This is a genomic window from Ruegeria halocynthiae, from assembly GCF_900106805.1.
GTDB lineage: Bacteria > Pseudomonadota > Alphaproteobacteria > Rhodobacterales > Rhodobacteraceae > Ruegeria > Ruegeria halocynthiae.
The window spans coordinates 30,581-54,851 of sequence record NZ_FNNP01000003.1; the positions used below are offsets into that span (position 1 = coordinate 30,581).

At 59.2% G+C, this 24,271-nt stretch carries 25 protein-coding genes; 8 read left to right on the top strand and 17 right to left on the bottom strand.

Annotated features, from left to right (window positions below):
* Positions 1-2: 2 nt before the first annotated feature.
* From BLU89_RS10780 to BLU89_RS10820, 9 genes are all read right to left on the bottom strand, one after another.
* The gene (locus tag BLU89_RS10780; protein ID WP_074736848.1) at positions 3-1,577 is read right to left on the bottom strand and encodes a lysine--tRNA ligase; all 1,575 of its coding nucleotides are present in this window, start codon (positions 1,575-1,577) and stop codon (positions 3-5) included.
* Between the two features lie 334 nt (positions 1,578-1,911).
* Positions 1,912-2,205: a hypothetical protein gene (locus tag BLU89_RS21285; protein ID WP_074736849.1), complete on the bottom strand. Its 294-nt coding sequence runs from the start codon at positions 2,203-2,205 to the stop codon at positions 1,912-1,914.
* 3 nt (positions 2,206-2,208) lie between these two features.
* Entirely contained in the window at positions 2,209-2,436 is a 228-nt protein-coding gene (locus tag BLU89_RS21290; protein WP_074736850.1) for a dihydrodipicolinate synthase family protein, read from the bottom strand.
* Between the two features lie 10 nt (positions 2,437-2,446).
* Positions 2,447-3,415, bottom strand: a complete 969-nt coding sequence (locus tag BLU89_RS10795; protein ID WP_074736851.1) for a D-2-hydroxyacid dehydrogenase — start codon at positions 3,413-3,415, stop codon at positions 2,447-2,449.
* On the bottom strand, positions 3,408-4,166 hold the full coding sequence (locus BLU89_RS10800; RefSeq protein WP_074736852.1) for an MmgE/PrpD family protein: 759 nt from the start codon (positions 4,164-4,166) through the stop codon (positions 3,408-3,410). Before BLU89_RS10800 ends, BLU89_RS10795 begins: the two co-directional genes overlap by 8 nt.
* The gene (locus BLU89_RS10805) at positions 4,163-4,906 is read right to left on the bottom strand and encodes a maleate cis-trans isomerase family protein (RefSeq protein ID WP_074736853.1); all 744 of its coding nucleotides are present in this window, start codon (positions 4,904-4,906) and stop codon (positions 4,163-4,165) included. Before BLU89_RS10805 ends, BLU89_RS10800 begins: the two co-directional genes overlap by 4 nt.
* On the bottom strand, positions 4,903-5,985 hold the full coding sequence (locus BLU89_RS10810; protein WP_074736854.1) for a pyridoxal phosphate-dependent aminotransferase: 1,083 nt from the start codon (positions 5,983-5,985) through the stop codon (positions 4,903-4,905). Before BLU89_RS10810 ends, BLU89_RS10805 begins: the two co-directional genes overlap by 4 nt.
* Positions 5,982-7,631, bottom strand: coding sequence for a hydantoinase B/oxoprolinase family protein (locus BLU89_RS10815; RefSeq protein ID WP_074736855.1), 1,650 nt, complete (start codon positions 7,629-7,631; stop codon positions 5,982-5,984). The genes BLU89_RS10810 and BLU89_RS10815 overlap by 4 nt, the downstream gene beginning before the upstream one ends.
* A complete protein-coding gene (locus BLU89_RS10820; protein ID WP_074736856.1) occupies positions 7,628-9,727 on the bottom strand; it encodes a hydantoinase/oxoprolinase family protein in 2,100 nt (699 codons plus the stop codon). Before BLU89_RS10820 ends, BLU89_RS10815 begins: the two co-directional genes overlap by 4 nt.
* A gap of 520 nt (positions 9,728-10,247) precedes the next feature.
* On the opposite strand from BLU89_RS10820, the gene BLU89_RS10825 reads away from it, so the two are divergent.
* The gene (locus BLU89_RS10825; protein WP_074736857.1) at positions 10,248-10,670 is read left to right on the top strand and encodes a tellurite resistance TerB family protein; all 423 of its coding nucleotides are present in this window, start codon (positions 10,248-10,250) and stop codon (positions 10,668-10,670) included.
* Here BLU89_RS10825 and dacB read toward each other — a convergent pair.
* The 4 genes from dacB to BLU89_RS10845 form a co-directional block, all read right to left on the bottom strand.
* Positions 10,667-12,145, bottom strand: a complete 1,479-nt coding sequence (dacB, locus tag BLU89_RS10830) for a D-alanyl-D-alanine carboxypeptidase/D-alanyl-D-alanine endopeptidase (protein ID WP_074736858.1) — start codon at positions 12,143-12,145, stop codon at positions 10,667-10,669. The two genes, BLU89_RS10825 and dacB, sit on opposite strands and share 4 nt — an antisense overlap.
* Positions 12,146-12,212: 67 nt before the next feature.
* Entirely contained in the window at positions 12,213-12,833 is a 621-nt protein-coding gene (locus BLU89_RS10835; RefSeq protein WP_074736859.1) for a nicotinate-nucleotide adenylyltransferase, read from the bottom strand.
* A 32-nt stretch (positions 12,834-12,865) separates the two neighbouring features.
* Complete coding sequence (locus BLU89_RS10840; RefSeq protein ID WP_074736860.1) at positions 12,866-13,333, bottom strand: MOSC domain-containing protein; 468 nt, start codon at positions 13,331-13,333, stop codon at positions 12,866-12,868.
* A 225-nt stretch (positions 13,334-13,558) separates the two neighbouring features.
* Positions 13,559-14,077 carry an imm11 family protein gene (locus BLU89_RS10845; protein WP_074736861.1) on the bottom strand — a complete coding sequence of 173 codons (519 nt, stop codon included), beginning with the start codon at positions 14,075-14,077 and terminating at the stop codon, positions 13,559-13,561.
* Between the two features lie 162 nt (positions 14,078-14,239).
* Between BLU89_RS10845 and ettA the strand changes: the two genes are divergently transcribed.
* Positions 14,240-15,895: an energy-dependent translational throttle protein EttA gene (ettA, locus tag BLU89_RS10850; RefSeq protein ID WP_074736862.1), complete on the top strand. Its 1,656-nt coding sequence runs from the start codon at positions 14,240-14,242 to the stop codon at positions 15,893-15,895.
* Positions 15,896-15,936: 41 nt separating this feature from the next.
* The gene (locus BLU89_RS10855) at positions 15,937-16,635 is read left to right on the top strand and encodes a hypothetical protein (protein ID WP_074736863.1); all 699 of its coding nucleotides are present in this window, start codon (positions 15,937-15,939) and stop codon (positions 16,633-16,635) included.
* 137 nt (positions 16,636-16,772) lie between these two features.
* On the opposite strand, the gene BLU89_RS10860 is transcribed toward BLU89_RS10855, so the two are convergent.
* Positions 16,773-17,321 carry an REP-associated tyrosine transposase gene (locus BLU89_RS10860; protein WP_074736864.1) on the bottom strand — a complete coding sequence of 183 codons (549 nt, stop codon included), beginning with the start codon at positions 17,319-17,321 and terminating at the stop codon, positions 16,773-16,775.
* Between the two features lie 326 nt (positions 17,322-17,647).
* Here BLU89_RS10860 and BLU89_RS10865 point away from each other — a divergent pair, with 326 nt between their 5' ends.
* Positions 17,648-17,854 (top strand): cold-shock protein, encoded by a 207-nt coding sequence (locus BLU89_RS10865; protein WP_074736865.1) that lies wholly within the window; start codon positions 17,648-17,650, stop codon positions 17,852-17,854.
* A 168-nt stretch (positions 17,855-18,022) separates the two neighbouring features.
* Positions 18,023-18,577 carry a L,D-transpeptidase gene (locus BLU89_RS10870; RefSeq protein WP_074736866.1) on the top strand — a complete coding sequence of 185 codons (555 nt, stop codon included), beginning with the start codon at positions 18,023-18,025 and terminating at the stop codon, positions 18,575-18,577.
* Here BLU89_RS10870 and BLU89_RS10875 read toward each other — a convergent pair.
* Positions 18,574-19,188: an SOS response-associated peptidase gene (locus tag BLU89_RS10875; protein WP_074736867.1), complete on the bottom strand. Its 615-nt coding sequence runs from the start codon at positions 19,186-19,188 to the stop codon at positions 18,574-18,576. The genes BLU89_RS10870 and BLU89_RS10875 overlap by 4 nt on opposite strands.
* 9 nt (positions 19,189-19,197) lie before the next feature.
* Positions 19,198-19,818: an arylesterase gene (locus tag BLU89_RS10880; protein WP_074737113.1), complete on the bottom strand. Its 621-nt coding sequence runs from the start codon at positions 19,816-19,818 to the stop codon at positions 19,198-19,200.
* Between the two features lie 69 nt (positions 19,819-19,887).
* Between BLU89_RS10880 and BLU89_RS10885 the strand changes: the two genes are divergently transcribed.
* Both BLU89_RS10885 and BLU89_RS10890 read left to right on the top strand, forming a co-directional pair.
* The gene (locus tag BLU89_RS10885; protein WP_074737114.1) at positions 19,888-20,583 is read left to right on the top strand and encodes an ABC transporter ATP-binding protein; all 696 of its coding nucleotides are present in this window, start codon (positions 19,888-19,890) and stop codon (positions 20,581-20,583) included.
* On the top strand, positions 20,580-23,108 hold the full coding sequence (locus tag BLU89_RS10890; protein ID WP_074736868.1) for an ABC transporter permease: 2,529 nt from the start codon (positions 20,580-20,582) through the stop codon (positions 23,106-23,108). Before BLU89_RS10885 ends, BLU89_RS10890 begins: the two co-directional genes overlap by 4 nt.
* Positions 23,109-23,110: 2 nt before the next feature.
* Here BLU89_RS10890 and BLU89_RS10895 read toward each other — a convergent pair whose 3' ends face one another.
* On the bottom strand, positions 23,111-23,557 hold the full coding sequence (locus BLU89_RS10895) for an RrF2 family transcriptional regulator (protein WP_074736869.1): 447 nt from the start codon (positions 23,555-23,557) through the stop codon (positions 23,111-23,113).
* A gap of 94 nt (positions 23,558-23,651) precedes the next feature.
* On the opposite strand from BLU89_RS10895, the gene BLU89_RS10900 reads away from it, so the two are divergent.
* Positions 23,652-24,263: a gamma-glutamylcyclotransferase family protein gene (locus BLU89_RS10900; RefSeq protein ID WP_074736870.1), complete on the top strand. Its 612-nt coding sequence runs from the start codon at positions 23,652-23,654 to the stop codon at positions 24,261-24,263.
* Positions 24,264-24,271: the final 8 nt, after the last annotated feature.

The following is a 24,271-nucleotide window of genomic DNA, read 5'->3' on the forward strand; positions in this document are numbered from 1 at the left end:
AATCAGACCAGTTCTCCGGCCAGCGCCTTGTCGATCAGGGCAATGGTTTCCGGCACGCCATAAAGTGCGATGAACCCACCGAACCGAGGACCCTGCGATGCGCCCAGCAGCACTTCGTAAAGCGCCGTAAACCAGCCACGCATCGGGTCAAACCGCTCGCGCCCGATGGAATAGACCACCGATTGCAACGCTTCGTCTTCCATCGGCCCGTCATAGGCTTCCAAGGCCGCCTTCAAAGCCTCCAGCGCCTCGCGTTCCTGATCGGTCGGCGCACGGTGTTGGCGCGTCGGCTTCACGAAATCGTTGAAGTACCGCACTGCAAAACCCGCCGCCTGATCCAGATCGGGATGGGTCTCGGCAGTGGCCTCAGGCGCATAACGGCGAATGAAACCCCACAGCGCTTCTTTGTCTTCAGCCCCGGATACCGACGCCAGGTTCAATAACATCGCAAAAGGCACCATCAGAGTGGACTCAGGAACATCTCCACCATGGATATGCCACACCGGATTGTTCAGCTGCGCCTTCAGGTCCTGCCCCGGATAGGCCCGTAACTGCTGATGATACTCATCATAGGCTTTCGGGATCACATCGAAATGCATCCGCTTCGCCGTTTTGGGTTTCTGATACATGAAATAGGCCAGCGACTCGGTTGGCGCATAGGTCAGCCATTCGTCAATCGACACACCATTGCCCGACGATTTCGAAATCTTTTGCCCGTTCTCATCCAGAAACAGCTCATAGCTGAAATGCTCGGGCGCACGACCACCCAGAGCCCGGCAGATCGCGTCATAGATTTTTTCGTTGGTTGCATGTTCCTTGCCGTACATCTCGAAATCCACGCCCAACGCGGCCCAGCGCGCGCCAAAATCAGGCTTCCACTGCAGCTTCACATTGCCGCCGGTGACGGGCAGCGTCCACTCCTTGCCATCCTCGTCATCGAAAGTGACGGTGTAGGTCTCGGCGCAAACCTTCTTCATCGGCACATACAGAACCCGCCCGGTCTCGGGGTGGATCGGCAGGAAGATCGAATAGGTCTGCTGACGTTCTTCCCGCAGGCTCTTCAGCATGATGGCCATCACGTCATCATACTTGTCGACAGCCCGCTTCAGTATCTCGTCGAACTGGCCCGAGCGATAAAACTCACGCGCCGAATAGAACTCATACTCGAACCCGAAGGTATCGAGGAACCGGCGCAGCATTGCGTTATTGTATTCACCAAAGCTCGGGTACTCACCAAACGGATCCGGCACCGAGGTCAGTGGACATTGCAGATAGTCCTGCAGCGCTTCGGGGTTCGGCACATTGCTGGGAACCTTCCGCATCCCGTCCAGATCGTCCGAGAAACAGATCAGCTTGGTGGGGATATCCGACAGCGCCTCAAACGCGCGCTTGACCATCGTGGTCCGCGCCACCTCGCCAAAGGTGCCGATATGCGGCAGCCCCGAGGGTCCATAGCCCGTCTCAAACAGCACATATCCCTTTTCAGGAGCGCCCTGCTTGTACCGTTTGAGCAACCGCCGCGCCTCTTCAAAAGGCCACGCCTTGGACGTCATCGCGGTTTCACGCAGGTCAGACATTGAAATACTCCATAGGGAAAGGCACCGAACGCCCCATGCGCCCAGCCCGGCCCCTGTTATTGTGCAGGTGCAGTATGAGTCAATAAAATGTGGTATTTTTCGTGCCTCTGTGCGCACGAAACCATCCAATCGACGTATGATCTGGCTCGCAAGCGTCCGCAACGCGGGACAAAGTTGCCACCCAGTTGGAATGGACAAATGTCGGGTATCGCGTACCCATTTCGGACATAGCCCTTGGCTCTTTAGGGAGATCCTGCGGTTAGCGCTGAAGTGTGGTGGTCAATTTCGGTCCGGCGGCCGGGTCGGCAACCATATGCGGTGGGCGAAGGTTAAGTCAGTGCCGGTCGTTTGAACGATGGGCTACCAGGCTTTTTAATCCACCAATCAACCCTTCTTCCTGTGCAGCTTTGCAGTGGATTTCCGGCCCCTGTTGCAGCGTATCTGCTTCGCTCTGGTCACCATCCCGTACGGCTTCATACATGACCCTGATAGCGGTGATGTTCGAATTGCGGCTTGCCGAAATGCAACCACCCGCACCAAGCACCGTCACCGCGGCACAACCCAGTTCAGACGCGTGACGGGTGAGCGTGACGGTATCCTCGAGATTGCGCAGCCCAGTGCCCGGCATAAGCTACCCGGGCCGCGCCGTGCGCGATGCGACAAGACGCTCGAGCATCGCCACGCGCTCGCTCAATGTGTTCGAGGTTGCCTCCCCGGTGGCGCCGAACGGCGAGAGGCAATGTGCGCCACTCTCCAGACAGAACGCGGCATGGTCCAGATAGAGGCTTTCGGCAATGCTCAGGTCATCCTCATAGGGTGTAAGCAGCGGGGTCACGACTCCTGTCAGGTGGTTTGTCATGGCGTTTCTTTCAATACCCACGGGCCGGGTTCACGATATTGACCAGCCTCTCGCCGCGCATCCAGCGGCCGAGGTTCTGTATGAACAGTTCGAACGAGGCTTGCTCCCAATCGGCATAGACCGATGAGCAATGCGGTGAGATGATCACGTTTTCAAGCGCCCAAAGCGGGCTTATCTCGGGCAGTGGTTCGGTCTCGAACACATCGAGCGCCGCAGCCGCTACATGACGGGTCTTCAGCGCATCGTACAGGGCACTCTGATCCACTACGCCACCGCGCGAGACATCCGCGAAGATGACGCCGGGCTTCATCGCCGCGATCTCGTCCTTACCGATCAGGCCGCGTGTTGCCGGGATGAGGGGGGTCGAGACCGCGATGAAATCCGCGCGCGGCAGAAGGTCGTGCAGATCATCCGACGCATGCACCTCATCGACATGTTCCATCGGTTCGGGACGGGCGCGGGTTCCCAGAACCTTCATGCCGAAGGCCTTGGCGCGCGCCGACACCGCCTGACCGGTATGGCCCAGCCCGACAATCAGGAGCGACTTGCCTGCCAGCGGCCTGACTTTACGGGCATTCCAAACTCGCGCGGCCTTGTCCTTTTGCAGGCCCGGGATATCCAGCGTGAAATGCAGGAACCCGCCGAGGATGTATTCCGCCATCATCCCGGCAGCCACGCCCGCGGCATTGGTAACAATGGTCTTCTGAGGATCCCACTGGCCGTAATGGTCGGTGCCCGCCCCGCCATTGGCGATCCATCTCGGGCTATAGGGGCCAAACAGTGCGTCGCGCGGAAAGCCTGGCGTGCCCGCGAAGCGCACCGAGTAGACAATTTCGGGCCGGTAGCTTTCGATCAGGGCAGGAAGCGCCTCGTAGCTGTTGCATTCGCGAAAACCGGCCTGCGGGTAGGCGGCGCGCAACCATCGGGCAAGCGGTGCGGTGTCATTGTTATGTAAAACGATACGCGGGGTGTCAGGCATTGGTTTCCTCCACAGGCGTACGGACAAGTGCTACCAGTTCACTGAATTTGACCTCCGGCTGCATCAGCCGCTCGCGCATCTCCCACAGCACCGTGGTGCGAGGCTCGCCGAGTGTGGCGGCCATCATGCGAAATTTCGCCTCGACCTCACTCAATTCCATCGGCGCTTCGGGTCCGCCACGCGCCTGCACGTCGCCCGAGGCAAGCTGGGTGCCGTCGGTCAGCGTTACAGTGACATCGGACCACCGCCCGTCGGGAAAGCGCTTGCTGTGGCGCGCATCCTCGCGCAACGCGACGCGCGTCAGCACGTCAGCCACCTTCGGGTCACTCAGCACCACACCGGAAATTTCCTCCGGCCCGATCCGGTCATGCACCAGCATCACGGCCAGCGCGAAGGGCAGGGAATACTGCGCCTGCGATGTGGTCGCGGGCACCACGGCACACCCGATATGGCCCTTGGACGGGTTGTACCCGTCATGGGCATCAAGATTGTCGATATGGGTTGCAGCGGCAAAGGCGGCCCCGGGGATCGAGGTGCCGCGGCCATCGAATATCATATGGGCCGTGTGCTCGGGCGCTCCTGCATTGTGAAACGCTAAGGCATGATCGCGGGCAATTTTCCCCGCCTCCAGATCCGCCGCACCCGTTGCCACGCCAATTGTGTCGATCAATAACGTCGCAGCCATGTCGAATGCGCTTTGAGGGATATCACTGTCCAACAAGGCGAACTCTGCGAAACGATCGTAACTCATAGCCGACCCCGTTCCAAAACCTGACCGTATCCCGGCAGAGTGTCCCTGATACCGGCAAGCTGTTTGGCCTGGAACATCATGGCTTGGTTCGAGCTGATTACAGGCTTGCCGACGGCCTGCTCCAGGCGGGAGATGATCTCGACGCTGCGCATATCAGTGCAGGACAGCACAATTGCCCCGGCCTCGGGACGGTCGGCGGCAAGGCCCAGATCGAATACCGCCTGCGGATCCAGATCGCCCTGTCCGTAGTTGTCCAGATCGTAGCCCACCTCGGACCGGGCCACGGTTTCAACACCAGTCTCGGCAAGAAACCCAATAGCCATGTCATTGATCGCGGATACATAGGGTGAAGCAAAACCGATACGTGTCACACCCAGAGTTTGCAGTGCATGCACCAGTGCCCCGGCAGCCGTTACGGTCTCGGCTCCGCTTTCTACCTTGATCCGTTCGGCAAGCGCGCGGTCGAAGGCAGGGCCATGCGTCAGAGTGGCCGAAGTGCAGCCATACAGGATCACATCCGGGCGCACGCCCTGCAAGAGATGCAGCGGCTCATCCAGATCAGCCGCGCCCAGCCCGTGCATCTGGTCAGCATCCGGGATCTCGTCCCGATCATAGCCGCCCATGCGGGCGAAATGCATGGACACGCCGTCAGGGCGCAAAAGCGCCATATCGGGTTCGAGATTGGTGTTGGTGAAGGGAACCAGAATGCCAAAACGGGCGCGTCCGCGTGACTGTGTCATGTCTTTTCCTCCTTTGCCCGGCGTTCCAGACGCCCGGCTGCGATGTCGAGATCATCCGCGGCGCCGATGGTCGCGCGCAGGCAATCGGCAAGCCCGGCCCCGCCCTGCGGGCGTAGAAATACACCCTCGGCGCGAAGGGCCTCATCGGCGCGATGCGCCTTGTCAGGGCTTCCCATCCGGATCAGTACAAAATTGGTAGAGCTCTTGGGCACATCGTACCCGGCCTGTTGCAGCCGTGTGCGAAACCCCTCGCGCAACATGGCCGTTTCCCTGCAGGTTGCGACCATATAAGCTTGATCCTTGAGCGCCGCAGTAGCTGCCGCTTGCCCGGCGGCCGAGATGTTGTTGGGGCTCATCACCTTGCGAAGCTCGCGCGCGATCTCGGGAGGGAACAAACCCCAACCGACCCGCATTCCGGCCAGACCGTAGGCCTTGGAGAAGGTGCGCAGAACCACCGTATCGCCACGCCCGACCAGATCGAACATGGGCTCACCCAGATAATCGGCAAACTCGCCATAGGCTTCGTCGATAACCAGCAGGGTATCGCCCGGCAAGCCTTCGCGCAGGCGGACAAGCTTGGCACGCGGGATGCGGGTACCGGTGGGGTTGCCGGGATTGGCGACAAAGACGATGCGGGTATCGGGCCTGACGGCGGTAAGAAGCGCATCGACGGAAACGCGCCCGTCGCTTTCCGGTGCCACATCAAAGCGCGCCTGCACCATCTGCGCGGCGGTTCGGAAGAACGGATAGGCATGGGCCGGGGCCAACACTGCGTTTTGCTCGTCCGCAAAGGCTTGCGCAAGGCAGGCGATCAGCTCCATCGACCCGTTGCCGCACAGAATGCTTTCGGCAGGGATGCCATGAAGCCCGGACAGAGCCTCGCGAAGCTCACCCCAGTCCGGGTCGGGATAGAGATGCCCTGCCTTCAGCGCTTTTGCACCAGCCTCGACTGCAAGAGGACTGGGCGGGTGCAGGCTTTCGTTCTGAGACAGTGAGATCAGGCGCTTTCCCTCGGGCGCGTTCAGTTGAGCCAGCGCATAGGGCGACATGGCGGAAATATGACTGACAGAGCGGATCATGGCTCAAACCCATAGACATCACGCGCGGTCTTTCGGCTGATCAGCCCCTCGTCCAGATCACGCCGGATGTCGTCCCGGTTACGCTCCTGCGGCGCGCCGAAGCCGCCGCCGCCCGGAGTCTCGAATACCAGCGTTTCGCCTGCCATCACGCGAACCTCTCCCTTGCCGGGCAGGTCGGGGCCGTCCTGGCCGATGCGGATGCGCCCCGGTGCACCAGCCTCTCCGCCGAAACGCCCTCTTGCGGGGTTCAGGACCCGTTCGACCGAAAGAAACAACACGAAATCCTCATCCACCGCGGATCGCATTTCGATATGCTGGCCCAGACCGCCGCGTGTCCGTCCGGGCCCGCCGCTGTCGGGCTTGAGCTCGCGCCGGGTGATCAGAACCGGCGCGACCGCCTCGGTGGTCTCCACCTGCGAGCCCCAGACGCCCGAGGGAAATGCGGTGGCCGATAGCCCGTCCAGACCTGGCCGCGCCCCGGTGCCGCCGCTGAACACAAGCTCCAGCGCAAACTGCACATCGCCACGCGAAACCGCTTCGGGGACGTGGCGCAGCGGCAGGTCGTACATGCAGGAAGCCCCCTCGGCGGGGACCTGATCGGGCAGGACCTGCGACAGGCAGCCATAGACCAGATCGGGCGTCATCTGCCCCAGCGTGTGGCGCATGGCCACCGGTGCGGGGGGCTGGGCATTCAGGATACAATCCTTCGGCCCGGTGACGTGAAACGGCGCGAGCGAACCCGCATTGTTGGGAATGTCCGGCCCGATGATGCAGCGAAGGGCAAACACCGAATAGGCGGTGGCGTAGTTGAGCGGCACGTTGATGCCCTTGTTCGACAGGCCCGATGTGCCGTCGAAATCCAGTTCAACATGATCCTCGCCGATGGTCAGGGATGCATGGAGCTCGATTTCCTGCTCATAGCCGTCCACCTTTAGCACATTCTGCCAGGCCCCTTTGGGCAGTTGGGCGATAGCCTCAACGGTGCCGCGATACGAGGTGTCGATGATGTAATCGGCAAGCTCGCCTAGATGGTCGATGCCGAACTCCTCCATCATGCCTGCAAGCCGCTCGGCCCCGGTCTCGCAACAGGCGATCAGCGCATAGATATCGCCCTCGTTGGCGATGGGCTCACGCGAATTGGCCTTGACGATCTCCATCAGGAGCGTGTTCAACGCGCCTTCATCCATCAGCTTGCAGGGCGGGATGAGCAGCCCCTCGTCATAGATATCCGCGCCCTCGGGGCCCATGCCAAGCCCGCCCAGATCGACCAGATGCGAGGTGCAGGAGGTAAAGCCAACCACACGATCCTTGTAAAACACCGGCATCATCAGCAGGAAATCGTTCAGATGCCCCGAGGCTATCCATGGATCGTTGGTCAGGTAAATGTCGCCGGGCTTCATGTCCTGAAGCTGAAAGCGGCGGCGCAGGGTCTTTACCGCCTCGGCCATGGTGTTGATATGACCTGGCGTGCCGGTCACGGCCTGAGCGAGCATCCGGCCCTGAAGGTCGAAGATGCCGGCGGAAATATCGCCACATTCGCGCACGATGGGGCTGAAGGCCGCGCGGATCAGCGCCTGAGCCTTTTCCTCAACCACGGCCAGAAGCCGGTTCCACATGACCTGCAGGCGGGTGTCGGTGGTGCTCATTGGCCGCCCTCCCGGTTGCGTGTGAGCCAGACATTGCTGCCGCCATCCACATGAGCCGAGAAATCGGCGCTAACGAATGTGGTGGTTTGCGGTTCGATGATCAGGGCGGGGCCGTCAAGATGGTCGCCGGGTATGAGCGCCCCGCGATCATGGATTTCCGCCTCGCGCCATTTGCCGGTGACATCGCACAGGATGCGCCGCTGCCCGGACGGTTGCGCCAGCTGTTTCGTGAGGGTTTCGGGGTAATGCTCCAGCGCGGGCGGCGCGGAGGCGACCTCAAGCGCCCAGTTCAGGATCTCGACCTTCATGCCCGGCACGGCGCGGCTGAACTGGCGGCTGTATTCCTCCTCGAAGGCCCGGCGCAGGGCGGGAATGTCGGCCTCTTCCAAGGCGCGGTCAGGCAGCGGGATTTCAATCTCGTGCCCCTGCCCGTGATAACGCATGAAAGCCTGTCGTCGCCGGGTCAGCGGGCCCTCTGGCGCACCTGCCCTCACCAAGGCCTCGGCCTCGTCGATCATCGCGTCGAAAAACGCGTTGAGCCCATCCAGATCAAGCCCCTCGAGTGTGCCATAGCGCGAGCGAATGACCTCGAACGAGACCGGCGCGAACAGGAACCCCACCGCCGAGCCGACCCCGGGATCACGCGGGATCAGGATGCGGTCTACATGCGCGCGCCGTGCCACCCGGGTTGCGTGCAGGGGGCCGTTGCCGCCAAAGGCGATCATCAGCCGTGCGCCCAGATCCTTGCCTGATTCTACTGCATGCATACGCCCAGCGGCGGCCATGTTCTCATCCACGATCTCGCTGACCCCATGCGCAGCCTGTGCGGCCTCAAGCTCCAGCACCTGCCCGACGCCCGAGGCAAGCGCCCTTTCCGCCGCTTCCATGTCGATCCCGAGCCGCCCTTCGGCAAAGCGTCCGGGTTCGATCAGCCCCTGCATCACATCGGCATCGGTCACCGTTGGCTCGGTTCCGCCCTTGGCAAAGGCAGCGGGTCCGGGCTCGGACCCCGCGCTCTCCGGTCCGACCTGCAGGCGGCCCAGCCGGTCCACATGCGCAATTGATCCGCCGCCGGCGCCGATCTCGATCATCTCGATCACCGGGATGCGCACCGGCATGCCCGAGCCCTTGATGAACCGCGCCGCGCGCGCGATTTCGAACTTGCGAGCGGTCTGCGGGCGATACCGGTCGATCAGACACAGCTTGGCCGTGGTACCGCCCATGTCGAAACTCAGCACCTCGCGCTCGCCAGTCTCGGCAGCGATGCGCGCAGCCAGAATGGCGCCCCCGGCGGGACCGGATTCCACCAACCTGATCGGCAGACGCGCGGCGGTTTCCATCGTCGTCATGCCCCCGCTCGCGGTCATCATCAGGATCGGGCAGGTCAGCCCCTCATTGCTGAAACGTGCCTGAAAATCGGTCAGGTAGCTGGCCATCTGCGGCTGGATATAGGCGTTGGCGATGGTGGTCGAGAGTCGGTCGAACTCACGCGCCTCGGGGCTGACTTCGTGCGATAGCGAGATCACCAGATCGGGTATTGCCGCCTGCAGAAGATCGCGCAACCTCAGTTCATGTGCCGGGTTGGCATAGGCATGCATCAGGCAAATCGCTACGGCCTTGGCGCCACAGGCCGCAAGCTCTCCGGCCAGCCGATGGGCGGCCTCCTCATCAAGCGGTTGCAACGCCTGCCCGTGCGCGTCCATCCGCCCTGCGATGGTAAAAGCGCGCGAGCGCGGCACGATCAGATCGGGTTTGACAAGGTTGATCTCATACTGGCTGTAGCGGCGCTCATAGGCGATCTCAAGAATGTCGCGAAACCCCTCGCTCGTCACCGTCGCCACATTGGCCCCGCGCCGCTCGATCAGGGCATTGGTGGCCAGTGTTGTACCATGGATGAAGCCGCCGATCTGCGGCCAGTTCGCGCTAGCTTCAGCCAACACGTGCTTCGCACCCGCAAGCGCCCCGAGGGTCGGGGTCTTCGGGGTAGTAGGTGTCTTGGTGGTGGCAAGGATATGTCCCTGCCCATCGACCAGGACCGTATCGGTGAAAGTGCCGCCGATATCGACGGCAAGGCGTATCCCGTTCTTGTTGTGCATGTAGAAAACCAGAAAAGCAGGAAAGTCAGAAGTGGTGTGGATACCCAGCCCAGCAACGGCCGAAGCGGCAAGAAACCAGCTTCACGTCATACGACGAGATTACAGCCGGTTGCCCGACGTCCCAAGTTTTCCATCATGCATTGCGCCATAACTGACCGCTCTCGCACTTTTCAATTCAGAAAAATGCTGCCCGAGTACAGGACAGGCTGTCAACAGAAATGTGGACCTGTCCAACAAGCACTCACGATCGCAATATTACTTACAAATGGCAGCAAATTACTCACATTTAGGTGTTCGTTTTTCAGGGATTTTTCCCATGATCAATGCCCGGTTTCACAGCATTTCACACGTTCGGGCAATCTGCAGCATCAGGCATTTTGGGCTCAAAGCTGTCGTTCACATTACAGTCGAAACAACCCACCCTCACCGGTCGAATTCACCGCACCCCCGAACAATCGGTTGAACCTCCCCGCCCCCGCTCCTATCGTGCGCCTGCACCAAAATCATTCAGGACGACCCCATGACCGAGCAGATACCTCATCCCATGTCCCCGCAGGATTGCCTTGTGGCGATCATGGTGGCGGTCTCCGCCTCGGACGAAAACATCCGAACGGCTGAGCTGGTCAAGATCGAAGGCGCGGTCAACATGTTGCCGGTTTTTGCCGGCTACGATATCGACCGCACCCGCCGCGTCTCGCAGATCGTGTTTGACCTGTTCGAACAAGAAGACGGCCTGGATGCGCTGTTCGGCCTGATCCGCGATAATTTGCCAGAGCGTCTGAACGAAACCGCCTATGCGCTGGCCTGCGACGTCGCCGCCGCGGATGGCGCTCTGGCTGAAAGCGAATTGCGCCTGCTGGAAGAAATCCGGTACGAGTTAAGCATCGACCGCCTGCACGCCGCTGCAATCGAACGCGGGGCGCGGGCGCGGCATACTACCTAGCTGCCGTAAAGCGTACCCCAGCGCTCGATCAGATTGCGCTGCAACCTGCGAGACCGCCGGTTCCAGGCCCGCGCGCCGTCCGGGCGCTCGCGCAGCGCGCGCGGAATCGTAGCACGATGTTCGATGTCGGCAGTGAAGATCGCGAAGGCCAGATCCACCCCATCTGCCGTGGTCATATAACCACCAAGGCCCGAGGCGAAGTTCAGCGTCCCCGTCTTTGCGTCGACCTTGATCGGATGATCCCTGACCGGCTGCCCGTTTTTATCGGCCAGCGTAAAGGACCTAAGCAATGGCCTCAGCGTTTCCGATTGCCCCGCCGCCGCCAATGCCTTGACTAGATCCGTGGGGGCCATGCGCGAAGCACCACCCAACCCGGAATGATCGACCATCGCGATTCCGTCTGCGCCGAAACTCTCCGCTGCCCAGCGATTCATCTCGGCAGCAGAATCTTCCAGATTCTGCGGTGCAATCCCGCGCGCTTTGGTGGCCGCCAAGCCAACCATTTCAGCGGTCAGATTGGTCGAATATCTCAGCATACCCTTCAGGATGCTCTGTAACGGATCGCTTTGATGCACCACCAGAACCGTCCCCTGCGGTGTCTGCCTCGTGACTTGCACCCGACCAAGCACAATTCCGTTCACGCGCGCCAGCGTGCGAAATACGTCCCCGGCATAAAGCGCAGGTTTGCGCACCGGAAGCCACCGGGCACCACCATTGCCCAACGCAGTCTTGGCCACGGTCCAGCGATCCTGCCGCGCGCTTGGCTGATAGGTGTAAATCGGCAGGCTGCGGCTTTCGACGCGCATCGACGCCATATCTATCGACGGCGTATAATTCGCACTGCGCGCATCCATGGTTACGCCGTACCCACTGCTCTCCCGTTTCCACTCGAAATGCACGCGGTTGAAGTTTAGAGAAATTCCACTGATCGACGGGCTATAACCCAGATGATCCGGCTGACCGGGGTCGATGCTGAAGACATAAGGCAGCGCCCCGTCATAGACCTTGAACGCGCCCTGTACCTCGGTAATCCCGATCTCGCGCAGATTGGCTGCCATTGCGGCCAGCGCATCTGTATCCAGCAGCGGATCACCGCCGCCAGCAAGGATCAGGTCGCCTTTCAGAATGCCATTTTCGATCGGCCCATCCGCGACCAATGCTGTTTCAAACCGATATTCCGGCCCCAGAACATCCAGCGCATAAAGCGCAGTCAGCGCCTTTGCGACACTGGCGGGGGGCAAGCCCTGGCCTTCACCAAACACCTCAAGCGGCGTCCCGGTCTCCACGTCAGCCACGGCAAAGACAACCTCGCCCTTCAGGCCCGCTGCCTGAACCAACCGTTCGGCCCCGCTGGGCTGCGGGCCTCGCAATACCGGGCGTAAGGAGACCAAAGGCGCCTCGGCCAAGCCTGTGCCCGGCACCAGAGACGCACCTAGTCCACCCAGAAACAAACGACGTGAAATACGATCGACCATAGGTCTATTTGAATCCCAGAGCTTAAATGCAGACAATCACTTGATTAAGATTATGCGCCGAGAGGAGTCATTCGGGCAACACCCCATCGGCCCATCCCCCGCGCTGGCGCAGCTCGGTCGAGCTGAGATCGACCATCGGCACGTTGACAAAACACCATGCGGGGGCCTCGGCCTGCCCCAGCAATTGCCGCGCCTGCCCGTCGATGCGGTATTTCGCATAAATCCGCGCCGCTGGTGACATCCGCGCCGAAATCCGATCCCCCGGTCGCGCAACAACCCCCACCGGTACGCTGTCCATGATCTGCCGCCAGTCCTTCCACTTGTGAAACTGCGCCAGATTATCTGCCCCCATCAGCCAGACAAACCGCACCTGCGGGTAAAGCCGCCGCAGCGCCGCCAGAGTATCCGCCGTAGCCCGCGTCCTCGTCTGCGCCTCGATATCCGTTACTTCAACGCGCGGGTGCTGCATGACAGCCTTGGCCGCTTCGATCCTCCGCGCCAAAGGCGCAGGCCCGCGCTCTTTCAACGGATTGCCCGGAGACACCAGCCACCAAACCCGATCCAGCCCAAAGGCCTTCATCGCCTCAAGCGTCACATGCACATGGCCTTGGTGCGGAGGATCAAAAGACCCCCCGAACAACCCCACGACCTGCCCAGGCCGCGCATATGGAATGGCATAACGCTCCATCCCTTGCTGATGTTCAGAACTGATGGGCGTTGTCAATCAACAGGTTGCACCACATCACCCAGCTTGACTTGCCCGGGCCGCACCACCTCGGCACACCATCCCCCATGCCCACGCACGGCGGAATAGCCACCCTTGCCCAATGCCTCCTCCATCCGACTGCACGGTGCACAGATCACGGTAAAGCGCAAAATAGTCTCACCCACCTGAACCTCCCGCCCCTTTAGCGCCGTCAGATTGATCCCTGAAACCACCAGATTGCGCCGCGGGATTTCAGGCGCAACCGGCCCCTGCCCCAGATAGCTGCCAATCGCCGCCAGATGCTCCTGCTGGATCAAAGTCACCGCCCGTTTGCCTGCCCGGCTACGGTCGCCTTCGAGGCCGTCTGCGGAGGTCATTGTCTCGTCAACTGACTGCATCGCTTCTCGCCGAGCTGGCCGTAGCCCGATCCACTCGACACGACCCGGTTGCGCCCAACCCGCTATCAGAGCGTTCAAAGACATCTTCAGCCTTCCCTTTGCTTCATCTACGCAATCGTTCGCGCGGCCAGCGCGAGGTGTTTTTGTCGGACGGATCAAGTTTCAATCAACTTGTAATGCTTAGGAAAGCGAAGCCCAGCCTTTTCGATTTTTGATTTCAACGCATCAGAAATGAAAAATTCAGGATTAACTAGCTTTTCGTCTCGCCACAGATGCGCGCATTTGGTCACAACGCCATCTAAGGTGAGGCTATTGCAGTCCTTTTTTCTTGGTGCTAGCCACAAGATACCTCAGGCCTGCGTCATTCCACGCCTCTGGATTACTTTTCTCAGGCAGAAAAGCATCCAAATGCTGGCCAATCACCATAAAGAAATAGTCCTTAGCAGGCTTCTTGCCGCGAGGTAGTTGTACATCCACTGACCAGAATTGGTGCGTCGAAGGCTCCAGCCTTTCAATGATTTCTTTGAGTGCTGCCTCAACAACCGTAAAACCGCGCACTACAAAAAAGAGTGATGCCAAATTCTTAGGCGTTCTTGGAAGCACCAATTGCGTCGGTTTCTCAAAGTCTTCAAAAACTGCGCCTTTGGAGAAATATTTTTCGCCGACTCTGGACCGAAATTTCACAACCCAATCGTCGTATTCGGCGCGCTCTTCATCCGTCAGAACCTCGTTGAAATGACGTTCGATCTTCTCTTCATAGCTCACAAATTGTGCCGCTTCCGGTGAATAATCACCGCTTCCATATGGAAACAAAACACCCCAAGTCATTAAATCTCTCAAAATTTGCCTGCATCAACAGGCACCATGCCAACGGCCACCCATGGGTGCAATCCTGATCGCACCTCTTACCTGACGACAACACATTGCCCCCACCAACCGCATCCGCTATCACACCGCCCAACTCAATTTCCCCGACCCAGAGGACGCGACATGGCCGCCTATCAATATGTCTACCACATGCAGGGTGTCTCCAAGACCTATCCCGGTGGCAAGAAGTGCTTTGAAAACATCCACCTGAGCTTTCTGCCCGGCGTGAAAATCGGTGTTGTCGGCGTCAACGGTGCCGGTAAATCGACCCTGATGAAGATCATGGCGGGCCTCGACAAGGACTTCACGGGTGAGGCTTGGGCAGCCGAAGGTGCCAAAGTCGGTTATTTGCCGCAGGAACCGAAACTGGACGAAAGCCTCAGCGTCCGCGAAAACGTCATGCTGGGGGTGGCCGAAAAGAAGGCGATCCTCGACCGCTATAACGAACTGGCGATGAACTACAGCGACGAAACCGCCGATGAGATGGCCAAGCTGCAGGACGAGATCGACAGCCAGAACCTCTGGGACCTCGACAGCCAGATCGACGTCTCGATGGAGGCCCTGCGCTGCCCCGCCGACGACGCCAACATCGCCATACTCTCGGGTGGTGAGAAACGCCGCGTCGCGCTCTGCAAACTGTTGCTCGAAGCGCCCGACATGCTGCTGCTCGATGAACCGACCAACCACCTGGACGCCGAGACCATCGCCTGGCTGCAACAGCACCTGATCGACTACAAGGGCACCATCCTGATCGTCACGCACGACCGCTATTTCCTTGACAGCATCACCGGCTGGATCCTCGAACTCGACCGGGGCCGTGGCCTGCCTTACGAGGGCAACTACTCCGCATGGCTGGAACAAAAAGCCAAGCGGCTGGAGCAGGAGGCACGCGAGGACAAGTCCAAGCAGAAAACCCTGCAGCGCGAACTCGACTGGATGCGTCAAGGGGCCAAGGCACGTCAGGCCAAATCCAAGGCTCGGATCAACGCCTATAACGAGCTGGCCGATCAGTCCGAGCGCGAAAAGCTGACCCGCGCCCAGATCGTCATCCCCAACGGCCAGCGCCTCGGTGGCAAGGTGATCGAGGTCGAAGGCCTCGCCAAACACATGGGCGACAAGCAACTGATCGAAAGCCTCGATTTCACCCTGCCCCCCGGTGGCATCGTCGGTGTCATCGGCCCCAACGGCGCCGGTAAATCGACCCTGTTCAAAATGCTCACCGGTCAGGAACAGCCCGACGCAGGCACCATCTCGCTGGGCGACACGGTCGAACTGTCCTATGTCGACCAGTCCCGCGACGACCTGAAAGACAACGACACCGTGTGGGAGGCGATCACCGGCGGCGCCGAGATCATCGAGCTGGGCGACGCGCAGGTCAATTCCCGCGCCTATTGCTCGTCCTTCAACTTCAAGGGCGGCGACCAGCAGAAGAAGGTCTCTCTGCTGTCAGGCGGTGAGCGCAACCGGGTCCACATGGCCCGCCTGCTGAAAGAGGGCGGCAACGTCCTGCTGCTCGATGAACCGACCAACGACCTCGACGTCGAAACCCTGCGCGCGCTGGAAGACGCGCTGGTCGATTTCGCCGGCTGCGCCGTCGTCATCTCACACGACCGCTTCTTCCTCGACCGGATTTGTACGCATATTCTGGCCTTTGAGGGCGATGCCCATGTGGAATGGTTCGAGGGCAACTTCGAGGACTACGAAGAGGACAAAAAACGCCGTCTGGGACCGGACGCACTGGAGCCCAAGCGGTTGAAGCATAAGAAGTTTGCGCGGTAAAAATGGAAGCCCCGCCATTATAACTGCGGGGCTTTTTCGCCATGAGAACATTTGATCACGTCGATAATAAACTCTTTGAAGCTCAGTTTTTTATTGAACAAATGGAAAACAGCAAAAATGAGCTTTTTGCCATGCGTTGTTTCTTCAGCGCGTTTGTTTCGTCTGTTCGCAGTGTAACGTTTGCTATGCAGGCAAGCATGAAGGGCGTAGATGGGTTTGAAAAATGGTACGCTGAAATCCAAGCCGAGCTTCGGAATAGTCCTATTGCACGTTTTTTTCATGAATGCAGAACAGACGATCAGAAGATCGGTTTCAACCATATAGTTGGCGGTTTTTTCTCGGACACAGGCGTCGAGTTCTGGTTTGGTGAACCCGAGCCGGGACGCTATAAATTTGTCCCTGAAACAGATGTTTTAACCACATGCAAGATGCACATGCGAACGACCTGTGCGATTGTCGACAAAGCCTACAACGACTTTGGCTTGGAGATTGATCCTGACCAAATTTACACACCAGACGGTTTGAAGCAAAAAAGTTGGTCTCTAGAAGACGTTGAGGAGTATCTGGGTTACCCACGTGGCTGGACGGATGTCGAGTGGCAAAAAGGTAACAAATATGAACATCGTCTAGCAGCGCTAGTTCGAAATATACCGCGTAGCCACGTAAAGCCCCTTTTGGTTAAGTACCTCGAAAGAGAGTTAAAATACCCGATCGGACCGTTCAGAGTTCGATCTGACTAACGTAGCAAGCAAGCGTAGGATGGGGTTCCACCCCATCACTCACTCAACGATCATACCCGAAAACCCGCACGATCTGTTCCCGCGCACCAAACCACTCCCAAACTTCAACGTTCCAAATGATGGGGTGAAACCCCATCCTACGGCTCTCCAATCGTGCCCTCGGTGACCACACCACCCCATTCCGGGTCAACCCGCCCTGCACGAATATCGCGATGAATCGACGAATATGACCAATCGGTTGGATGCTCCACCAACCCATGTTTGACCGGATTGATCCAACAATACGCTAAATGATTGCGATAACCCCGTTCGTCCCGAATGGTGTGTTCCCAAAACCGGCGTTGCCAAATCCCGGCATCTCCCTTCGCAATTTTCGAATTCGTTCGTAGGGTGGGGTTCCACCCCACCACTCCCCCGGCTTTCACCTTACGCGTAAACCGCGCCTTGATCGCACCCCACCGCGTCGAATAATCCGCATCCCCCGGCGGCAGGGTCCAAACCGCGTGCAGATGATCGGGCAACACAACAAACGCGTCACACCAGAACGGCCGCTCCTTCTGCGTCACTGCAAAAGCCGCCCGCAAATGCGCCACCTCGCGCACCAACAATTCCGACGACCGGTCAGCCAAAGACACGGTGAAAAAGTACTTGGCTCCGGGATTGCGGATGCGGCGATAGTTGCTCATGCGGCAACTTGATCACAGGCTTGGTTAATGGATTCTAAATGCCCGCTAGGCACGCCAAACGAATAGCTCTACCTTATGAAAGGTCGCCGGACCAATAACCAAACCCATCGGCGGATTCTTGTGCAAGTCGGGCGATTGGCCCTCAAGCCCTTGTACAAACCACACAAACTCCCTTGCCACACGCGTTTCTGGGTGCCATATCAAAGGTGCTTACGTTTTTCTATTTCGACCCACTGTCTCCGTTACCGGCGCTCAGTCTATCGATACAGACAACGACGCCGGGCTGCCGCATCCCCGTGGGCAGCACTTAAACAGGAGACACGGACATGCCCGCAGGCACCGTAAAATGGTTCAACACCACCAAAGGCTTCGGCTTTATCGCACCCGAAGATGGCGGCAAAGACATCTTCGTACACATCTCGGCTGTCGAGCGTTCGGGCCTTACCGGTCTGGCCGACAACCAGAAAGTCACGTACGAGCTGCGCGCTGGTCGTGACGGCCGCGAAAGCGCCGACGACATCCAGCTGGCCTAAGCTATTCAAAGGGCGGAGTTTTTCTCCGCCCACCCCGCGGAGCCCGCGTTGAGTGTGTGGCAAAGGGATTACATCACAATCGGGTTATCTCTCCCCGGTGATTGACCAATTCCACTATCATTTCGAAACTAGCGTTATGATTTATTTGGTCATTTGAGGGAAACCACCATGTACACACGCCGCGTATTTCTGGCCGGTACTGCTGCCAGCCTGCTGCCGGGCGTCGCCAGCGCCAAGAAAGCGGTCGAGTATGATCCGACGCCGCAATTCGTACGGGTCAAAAAGCAATTCCAGCCGGGTCAATTGCTGGTCGTTCCCCGTTCGTTCTATCTCTACTACATCACCGAACCCCGCAAAGCGATCCGCTATGGCTGCGGTGTTGGCAAGGCTGGATTGGAGTTCACCGGAACCGCTACGATCGACGTCAAGAAGGAATGGCCCACCTGGCGACCGACCGATGAGATGATCGAACGCGACCCGGTGGCGTATGGTCGGTTCAAGGACAACGACTATGTTCAACCGGGCGGGAGCGATAATCCATTGGGTGCACGTGCGTTGTATTTGTTCCAAAACGGGGTCGATACCTATTTCCGCATCCACGGCACCACACAACCGCAAACCATCGGCCGCGCGGCCTCAAACGGGTGCATTCGGATGCTGAATGAGCATGTGATTGATCTGTATACCAGGGTACCAATCGGGACGGTCGTGACAGTGGTCTAAGCCGCCGTCCAATCGACATCATTGGCTTCTTCTATTCGGAGCTGACCTTCGGGCCAAGGGCGCATCAGACTCTGTGCTTTTTCTTCGGTTCCCTGCAACCAGCGTTTCACATCTTTCGCATCCAGTAGCACACCCATTCGATGATGGATTGGCTTGACATCGGCGTTGGGTTCACAGGTCACTGCGGCCACCTGATCCACACGCTGCCCACCAGGGGCCTCCCAGGTGTCTGTGATCGCGGCAAACAACAGCGGCGTTCCGTCCTTGGCCGCGATGCGCCAAGCCTTTTTACGCCGTTTCTCCCCGGTCCATTCGTACCAGCCATCAACCGGAATTACGGCGCGCCCGACACCTTCGAAGGCGCTTTTGTCAAAAACCGTCTCGGAGCGGGCGTTGATGATGGTCTCCATTACCGGGCGCCCGCGCGCATTGACCCTGCCAACCGGGATCATCCCCCATCGCATCGTCGTCAACCCGTCACCGGTCAGTACCGTCACCTCCTGACCCGGCTGAATGTTCCTGCGTGCTGGTTGAGGCCCGAGGTCGTCTTCCACATTCAGGAACAGCGCAATCTCGGCAACTGGTCGCGTAAGGAAAAACCGTCCTGGCATTGCCTCCTCCTAGTTGGCAGCGTGCTCCGTAAGCGCCAATACAAAAGGGCCCAGAGATTCAACAATCAGGGAAACACCTTCTGCATTTGGATGGATACCATCGGGCTGCATGAACTGACGCGCCGCAGCGGGATCACCTTTGGCCGTGAGCCCATCAAAGAAGCTTTCCACATAAAGCACACCGAATTGCTGCGCCAGTTCCGGATACATGGCATCAAAGCTTTGCTTGTAGTCGGCCCCGTAGTTACCGGGCGCTTGCATTCCAATAAGCAGCACCTCAACGTTCGCGGCCTCTGCGGTACTTAGAATTACTTCAAGATTGGTGCGCGACACACTTGGGTCGATTCCCCTCAACAGATCATTGCCCCCAAGGGCCACAATCATGCCATCGACCTCTGGTGTCAGGGTCCAGTCAATACGGGCGGCGCCTCCAGCGGTCGTGTCTCCGGAAACACCGGCGTTGATCAGTTGAACATCCGCCCCTTCTTCCTGCAGCCAACGCTGCAGTTGCGGCACAAAGCCGTCCTGTTCCAGAAGTCCGTATCCTTGCGTCAAAGAATCTCCGAGCGCTGCAATCACCATCGGCTCAGCCTTCGCTGCAAATCCGCAACATATGAGCACACCGGACATCAAACCCTTGTGCAGCTTCTGTTTCACGCCATATCCCAATGGACTGTACCCTTCTTGATGGCCTGCTCGATGACGACACCCGTTCTCACTCTCCAAGATGCCGCATTATCGCTGGATGGCAATGCCGGAAGGGTGGATATCCTGCACGACATCTCGCTGACAGTGAACCAGAGTGAGACACTGGGGCTGGTTGGTCCATCCGGTTCGGGGAAGTCCTCGCTGTTGATGTTGATGGGCGGGTTGGAGCAGGCAACCGGTGGACGCATCACTGCATTGGGTCATGATCTCAACGAAATGGGGGAAGATGCGTTGGCTCGGTTCCGGCGCGACGCAATGGGCATTGTGTTTCAGAATTTCCACCTGATCCCGACAATGACCGCGCTTGAGAATGTGGCTACTCCGTTAGAGCTTGCAGGGCACAAGGATGCATTCCAGCGTGCCGAGGATGAGCTGGACGCCGTAGGTCTGTCGCATCGTTGCGATCACTACCCCGCGCAGATGTCCGGTGGTGAGCAGCAGCGCGTGGCACTGGCCCGCGCCTCGGCTCCACGCCCGCAGATTCTGCTGGCGGATGAGCCTACGGGCAATCTGGATGAAGCGAACGGGTCGGCGATCATTGATCTGTTATTCGGTCTGCGTGACCGGCACGGCGCCACTCTGGTTCTGGTCACGCACAGTCATACGCTGGCGCAGAAATGCGACCGTGTTGTCCGTTTGCGGGATGGACAGATCGCTGATGAGACTCGACGCGAGGCCGCCGAATGAGCCTGAGACAGGCCGGGCGGCTGGCGCGGCGTGAACTGCGCGGTGGGCTGCGTGGATTTCGAGTGTTTCTGGCTTGCCTGGCTTTGGGTGTTGCCGCGATAGCTGCGGTTGGCATGGTGCGTCAGGCAATCCAGACGGGCTTGCAGCAAGAAGGCGCATCGCTTCTTGGCGGGGATGCCCAGCTGGAATTCACCTATCGCTTTGCTGACGATCAGGAACGTGCGTGGATGGAAGAAACTGCGCAAGCGGTGTCAGAAGTCGTCGACTTCAGATCCATGGCCGTGACGGGCAATGATGCGAGCAAACAGCGTGCGTTGACACAGGTGAAATCCGTGGATGGAGCATATCCGCTGCTGGGATCAATAGTTCTGGAACCGGATCTTTCTCTGCCAATTGCGTTCGCGGGCGCCAACGGGCGACCCGGAGCCGTCATGGCTCCGTCTCTTATTGATCGTCTGGGCCTTTCAATTGGCGATCAGTTTGACCTCGGCACACAGACATTCGTACTGATGGCCGCGCTTGAGCATGAGCCGGACGGTGCGGCAGATGGGTTCACTCTGGGGCCACGCACCTTGGTTCGGACCAAAGATCTGCAGTCTTCGGGACTGTTGACTCCGGGCACTTTGTTCTCAACCAAATACCGGATGGATTTGCCTCCGACCGCAGAACTTGATGCACTGTCATCCGAGGCGAGGCAGGCTTTCGAGGGAACCGGTATGCGATGGACCGATGCCCGCAACGGCGCACCCGGCATATCCGAATTCGTAGGTCGCCTCAGCGCGTTTCTGGTGCTGGTTGGCCTGTCCGGTCTGGCGGTTGGCGGGATCGGAGTATCTGCAGCTGTGCGCGCCTATCTATCCCAAAAGACGGAAACGATTGCGACATTACGAACTTTGGGCGCAGATCGGGCCACGATCTTTCAGACCTATATGATCCAGATCGCCGTATTGTCTGGCATCGGCATTGTTCTGGGTCTGATCCTGGGGGGAGTGCTACCGCTGCTGCTGGCCCCGATAATTAAAACACAACTGCCGATCCCTGCTGTGTTTTCGCTGTATCCGCAACCGCTGGCCGAAGCCGCGCTTTACGGTGTGCTGACGGCTTTTCTGTTCACTCTCTGGCCGCTGGCCCGAACAGAAGAGGTGCGCGCGGCAACCTTGTTCCGGGATGCCCTTACTTCAGCACGCAGTTTCCCACGCCTGATCTATGTCATTGCAACAGCCGCAGGTCTTACGGCGCTGATCGGAGCCGCCGCATGGTTCGGCGGTTCAACCCGGCTGACACTATGGACCAGCGCGGGCTTGGCGGGTGCGCTTGCCCTACTGGCACTTTCCGCCTTCGCCATACGAAAACTGGCCCGGACAGGCACCCCTTGGGTACGCGGGCGACCGGCCTTGCGGTGGGCCTTGTCCGCCATCTCTGACCCGCGCGAAGGTGCGGCGTCGGTGGTTCTGTCCCTTGGGCTCGGCCTGTCGGTCCTTGCAGCGGTTGGGCAGATCGACGGCACCCTGCGCAATGCAATTTCGGGGAACCTGCCAGAAGTTGCGCCCTCGTATTTCTTCGTGGACATCCAGAAGGACCAGATGCCGGGTTTCAGCGAACGCCTCGACAACGACCCTGCCGTCAGCCGGGTCGAAAGCGCGCCGATGCTGCGTGGGATCATTACCAAGATCAACGGGCAACCCGCGCGCGATGTTGCAGGGGATCACTGGGTTCTGGAAGGTGACCGGGGTGTAACCTATTCCGCCCAGCCGCCGAAGAATGCCCGCGTTACCGACGGAACTTGGTGGCCTGCGGATTATTCAGGCACACCTCAGGTCAGCTTTGCCGCAGAAGAGGCCGCCGAGATGGGTCTGAAACTTGGGGATGAACTAACAGTCAATATCCTAGGTCGCGATATCACGGCTGAACTGACCTCACTGCGCGAGGTTGATTTTTCGACCGCTGGAATGGGATTTGTCATGTCGATGAACCCATCCGCTCTGGCGGGCGCTCCGCATAGCTTCATCGCAACCGTTTACGCCGAAGAGCAGGCAGAGGCCGCCATCCTGCGCGATCTGGCCGGGCAATTTCCCAACATCACGGCCGTCCGCGTCCGCGATGCAATCGACCGTGTTTCCGGCCTGCTGGCGGGCTTGGCGGCCGCCACCTCCTACGGCGCGGGCGTATCTCTGCTAACCGGATTTCTGGTGTTGATCGGTGCAGCAGCCGCAGGAGAGCCCGCGCGCAGATACGAAGCAGCAATTCTCAAAACTCTGGGCGCAAACCGAGGCCGCATCCTGCGCAGCTTTGCCTTGCGCGCGATCCTGTTGGGGGCCGCTGCCGGATGCGTCGCCCTGTTGACCGGTATTCTGGGCGGTTGGGCCGTTGCCACATATATCTTCGACACAGAGTTCGCGATCATCTGGCCATCCGCGCTCGGAATCATATCTGCAGGCATAGGCGTAACGCTGGGAGCGGGGATGCTCTTTGCACTGCGCCCGCTTTCTGTGCGCCCAGCGCGTATTCTGCGCGCCAGTGATTAACTTCAGCGCACGCAGGCGACCGGCTGCAGTATCTTCAGCAATTGATCGTTACCGCACACCAACGCATCAAGTGTGATTTCGTCCAACGACGCATAAAACACCTCGGCTGCGTCCTGCAGCGCCAAACGTAAACGACACGCATCGGTCAGCGGGCAGGTGTTATCGGCGTCCGCAAAGCACTCGGCAATCGGTAAGCCGCCTTCCACATGGCGAAATACAGACCCGACCCGGATCTGATCCGCCGAACGCGCCAGGGCCATGCCGCCATTGCGGCCGCGCTGGGTACTGAGATAGTCCAACTGGCTGAGTTGATTGATCACCTGCGCCAGATGGTTCTCTGAGATGTTGCAGACTTCTGCGATCTCGGCCTTTGTGACCAGCCGGTCCTGATGAGCGGCGCAATACATCAAAACGCGCACCGCAATGTTTGTCCGTTTGGTAATCCGCATGAGGGCCTCCCGAATCTCAAGATGAAGCCTTATTGCATGTCCTGTAAAAAGACTGTTTGACATACATCAATCGTCAAAGAAGGACACGACCCGCATGGCAGACCCTTATTTCTTCGGCTATGGCAGCCTCGTGAACCTGTCGACACACGACTTTCCCGACCCGCGCCCTGCGCGTCTGAAGGGATGGCGGAGGGCATGGCGGCATACCGATTTACGCCCGGTCGCGTTTCTGACGGCAATCCCGGATCCTGCGTCAGAAATCGATGGTATGATCGCCCATGTGCCCCGAGATGACTGGGCCGCACTGGACGAAAGGGAATGGGCCTATGATCGTGTGCCTGCCACGCAGTCGGTAACACATACGCTGAAGCAAGAGGCTGAAATCGCCGTCTATGCGGTTCCCCATGACCGGCATACCGCACCCAGCAATCACCATCCGCTGCTGCTGAGCTATATCGATGTTGTTGTGCAAGGCTATCTGAGGGCATTTGGACCCGAGGGCGCGGATCGGTTCTTTGCCACAACCGATGGCTGGGACGCGCCGATTTTGAATGATCGTGCCGAACCGCGCTATCCCCGCCACCAGCAGTTGAAACAGGTCGAGACCGAATTCGTGGATGACCGCCTGCAACGCGTTGCGGCGTGCGTATTTCAACCCGGGGAACAAAGAAAGGCAGGCGATTTGCCTGCCTCCTTCATATTCTAAAGCTCTGG

Excerpts from the sequence above, each read along its gene's own strand:
- BLU89_RS10800 (WP_074736852.1), bottom strand. The coding sequence starts at position 4,166 with ATGAGTTACGATCGTTTCGCAGAGTTCGCCTTGTTGGACAGTGATATC.
- BLU89_RS21285 (WP_074736849.1), bottom strand. The coding sequence starts at position 2,205 with ATGCCGGGCACTGGGCTGCGCAATCTCGAGGATACCGTCACGCTCACC.
- BLU89_RS10860 (WP_074736864.1), bottom strand. The coding sequence starts at position 17,321 with ATGAGCAACTATCGCCGCATCCGCAATCCCGGAGCCAAGTACTTTTTC.
- BLU89_RS10870 (WP_074736866.1), top strand. The coding sequence starts at position 18,023 with ATGTACACACGCCGCGTATTTCTGGCCGGTACTGCTGCCAGCCTGCTG.
- BLU89_RS10820 (WP_074736856.1), bottom strand. The coding sequence starts at position 9,727 with ATGCACAACAAGAACGGGATACGCCTTGCCGTCGATATCGGCGGCACT.
- BLU89_RS10880 (WP_074737113.1), bottom strand. The coding sequence starts at position 19,818 with ATGTCCGGTGTGCTCATATGTTGCGGATTTGCAGCGAAGGCTGAGCCG.
- BLU89_RS10815 (WP_074736855.1), bottom strand. The coding sequence starts at position 7,631 with ATGAGCACCACCGACACCCGCCTGCAGGTCATGTGGAACCGGCTTCTG.
- BLU89_RS10835 (WP_074736859.1), bottom strand. The coding sequence starts at position 12,833 with ATGGAGCGTTATGCCATTCCATATGCGCGGCCTGGGCAGGTCGTGGGG.
- BLU89_RS10780 (WP_074736848.1), bottom strand. The coding sequence starts at position 1,577 with ATGTCTGACCTGCGTGAAACCGCGATGACGTCCAAGGCGTGGCCTTTT.
- BLU89_RS10855 (WP_074736863.1), top strand. The coding sequence starts at position 15,937 with ATGAGAACATTTGATCACGTCGATAATAAACTCTTTGAAGCTCAGTTT.
- BLU89_RS10825 (WP_074736857.1), top strand. The coding sequence starts at position 10,248 with ATGACCGAGCAGATACCTCATCCCATGTCCCCGCAGGATTGCCTTGTG.
- BLU89_RS10840 (WP_074736860.1), bottom strand. The coding sequence starts at position 13,333 with ATGTCTTTGAACGCTCTGATAGCGGGTTGGGCGCAACCGGGTCGTGTC.
- BLU89_RS10900 (WP_074736870.1), top strand. The coding sequence starts at position 23,652 with ATGGCAGACCCTTATTTCTTCGGCTATGGCAGCCTCGTGAACCTGTCG.
- BLU89_RS10875 (WP_074736867.1), bottom strand. The coding sequence starts at position 19,188 with ATGCCAGGACGGTTTTTCCTTACGCGACCAGTTGCCGAGATTGCGCTG.
- dacB (WP_074736858.1), bottom strand. The coding sequence starts at position 12,145 with ATGGTCGATCGTATTTCACGTCGTTTGTTTCTGGGTGGACTAGGTGCG.
- BLU89_RS10810 (WP_074736854.1), bottom strand. The coding sequence starts at position 5,985 with ATGATCCGCTCTGTCAGTCATATTTCCGCCATGTCGCCCTATGCGCTG.
- ettA (WP_074736862.1), top strand. The coding sequence starts at position 14,240 with ATGGCCGCCTATCAATATGTCTACCACATGCAGGGTGTCTCCAAGACC.
- BLU89_RS10890 (WP_074736868.1), top strand. The coding sequence starts at position 20,580 with ATGAGCCTGAGACAGGCCGGGCGGCTGGCGCGGCGTGAACTGCGCGGT.
- BLU89_RS10795 (WP_074736851.1), bottom strand. The coding sequence starts at position 3,415 with ATGCCTGACACCCCGCGTATCGTTTTACATAACAATGACACCGCACCG.
- BLU89_RS10845 (WP_074736861.1), bottom strand. The coding sequence starts at position 14,077 with ATGACTTGGGGTGTTTTGTTTCCATATGGAAGCGGTGATTATTCACCG.
- BLU89_RS10805 (WP_074736853.1), bottom strand. The coding sequence starts at position 4,906 with ATGACACAGTCACGCGGACGCGCCCGTTTTGGCATTCTGGTTCCCTTC.
- BLU89_RS10895 (WP_074736869.1), bottom strand. The coding sequence starts at position 23,557 with ATGCGGATTACCAAACGGACAAACATTGCGGTGCGCGTTTTGATGTAT.
- BLU89_RS10885 (WP_074737114.1), top strand. The coding sequence starts at position 19,888 with ATGACGACACCCGTTCTCACTCTCCAAGATGCCGCATTATCGCTGGAT.
- BLU89_RS21290 (WP_074736850.1), bottom strand. The coding sequence starts at position 2,436 with ATGACAAACCACCTGACAGGAGTCGTGACCCCGCTGCTTACACCCTAT.
- BLU89_RS10865 (WP_074736865.1), top strand. The coding sequence starts at position 17,648 with ATGCCCGCAGGCACCGTAAAATGGTTCAACACCACCAAAGGCTTCGGC.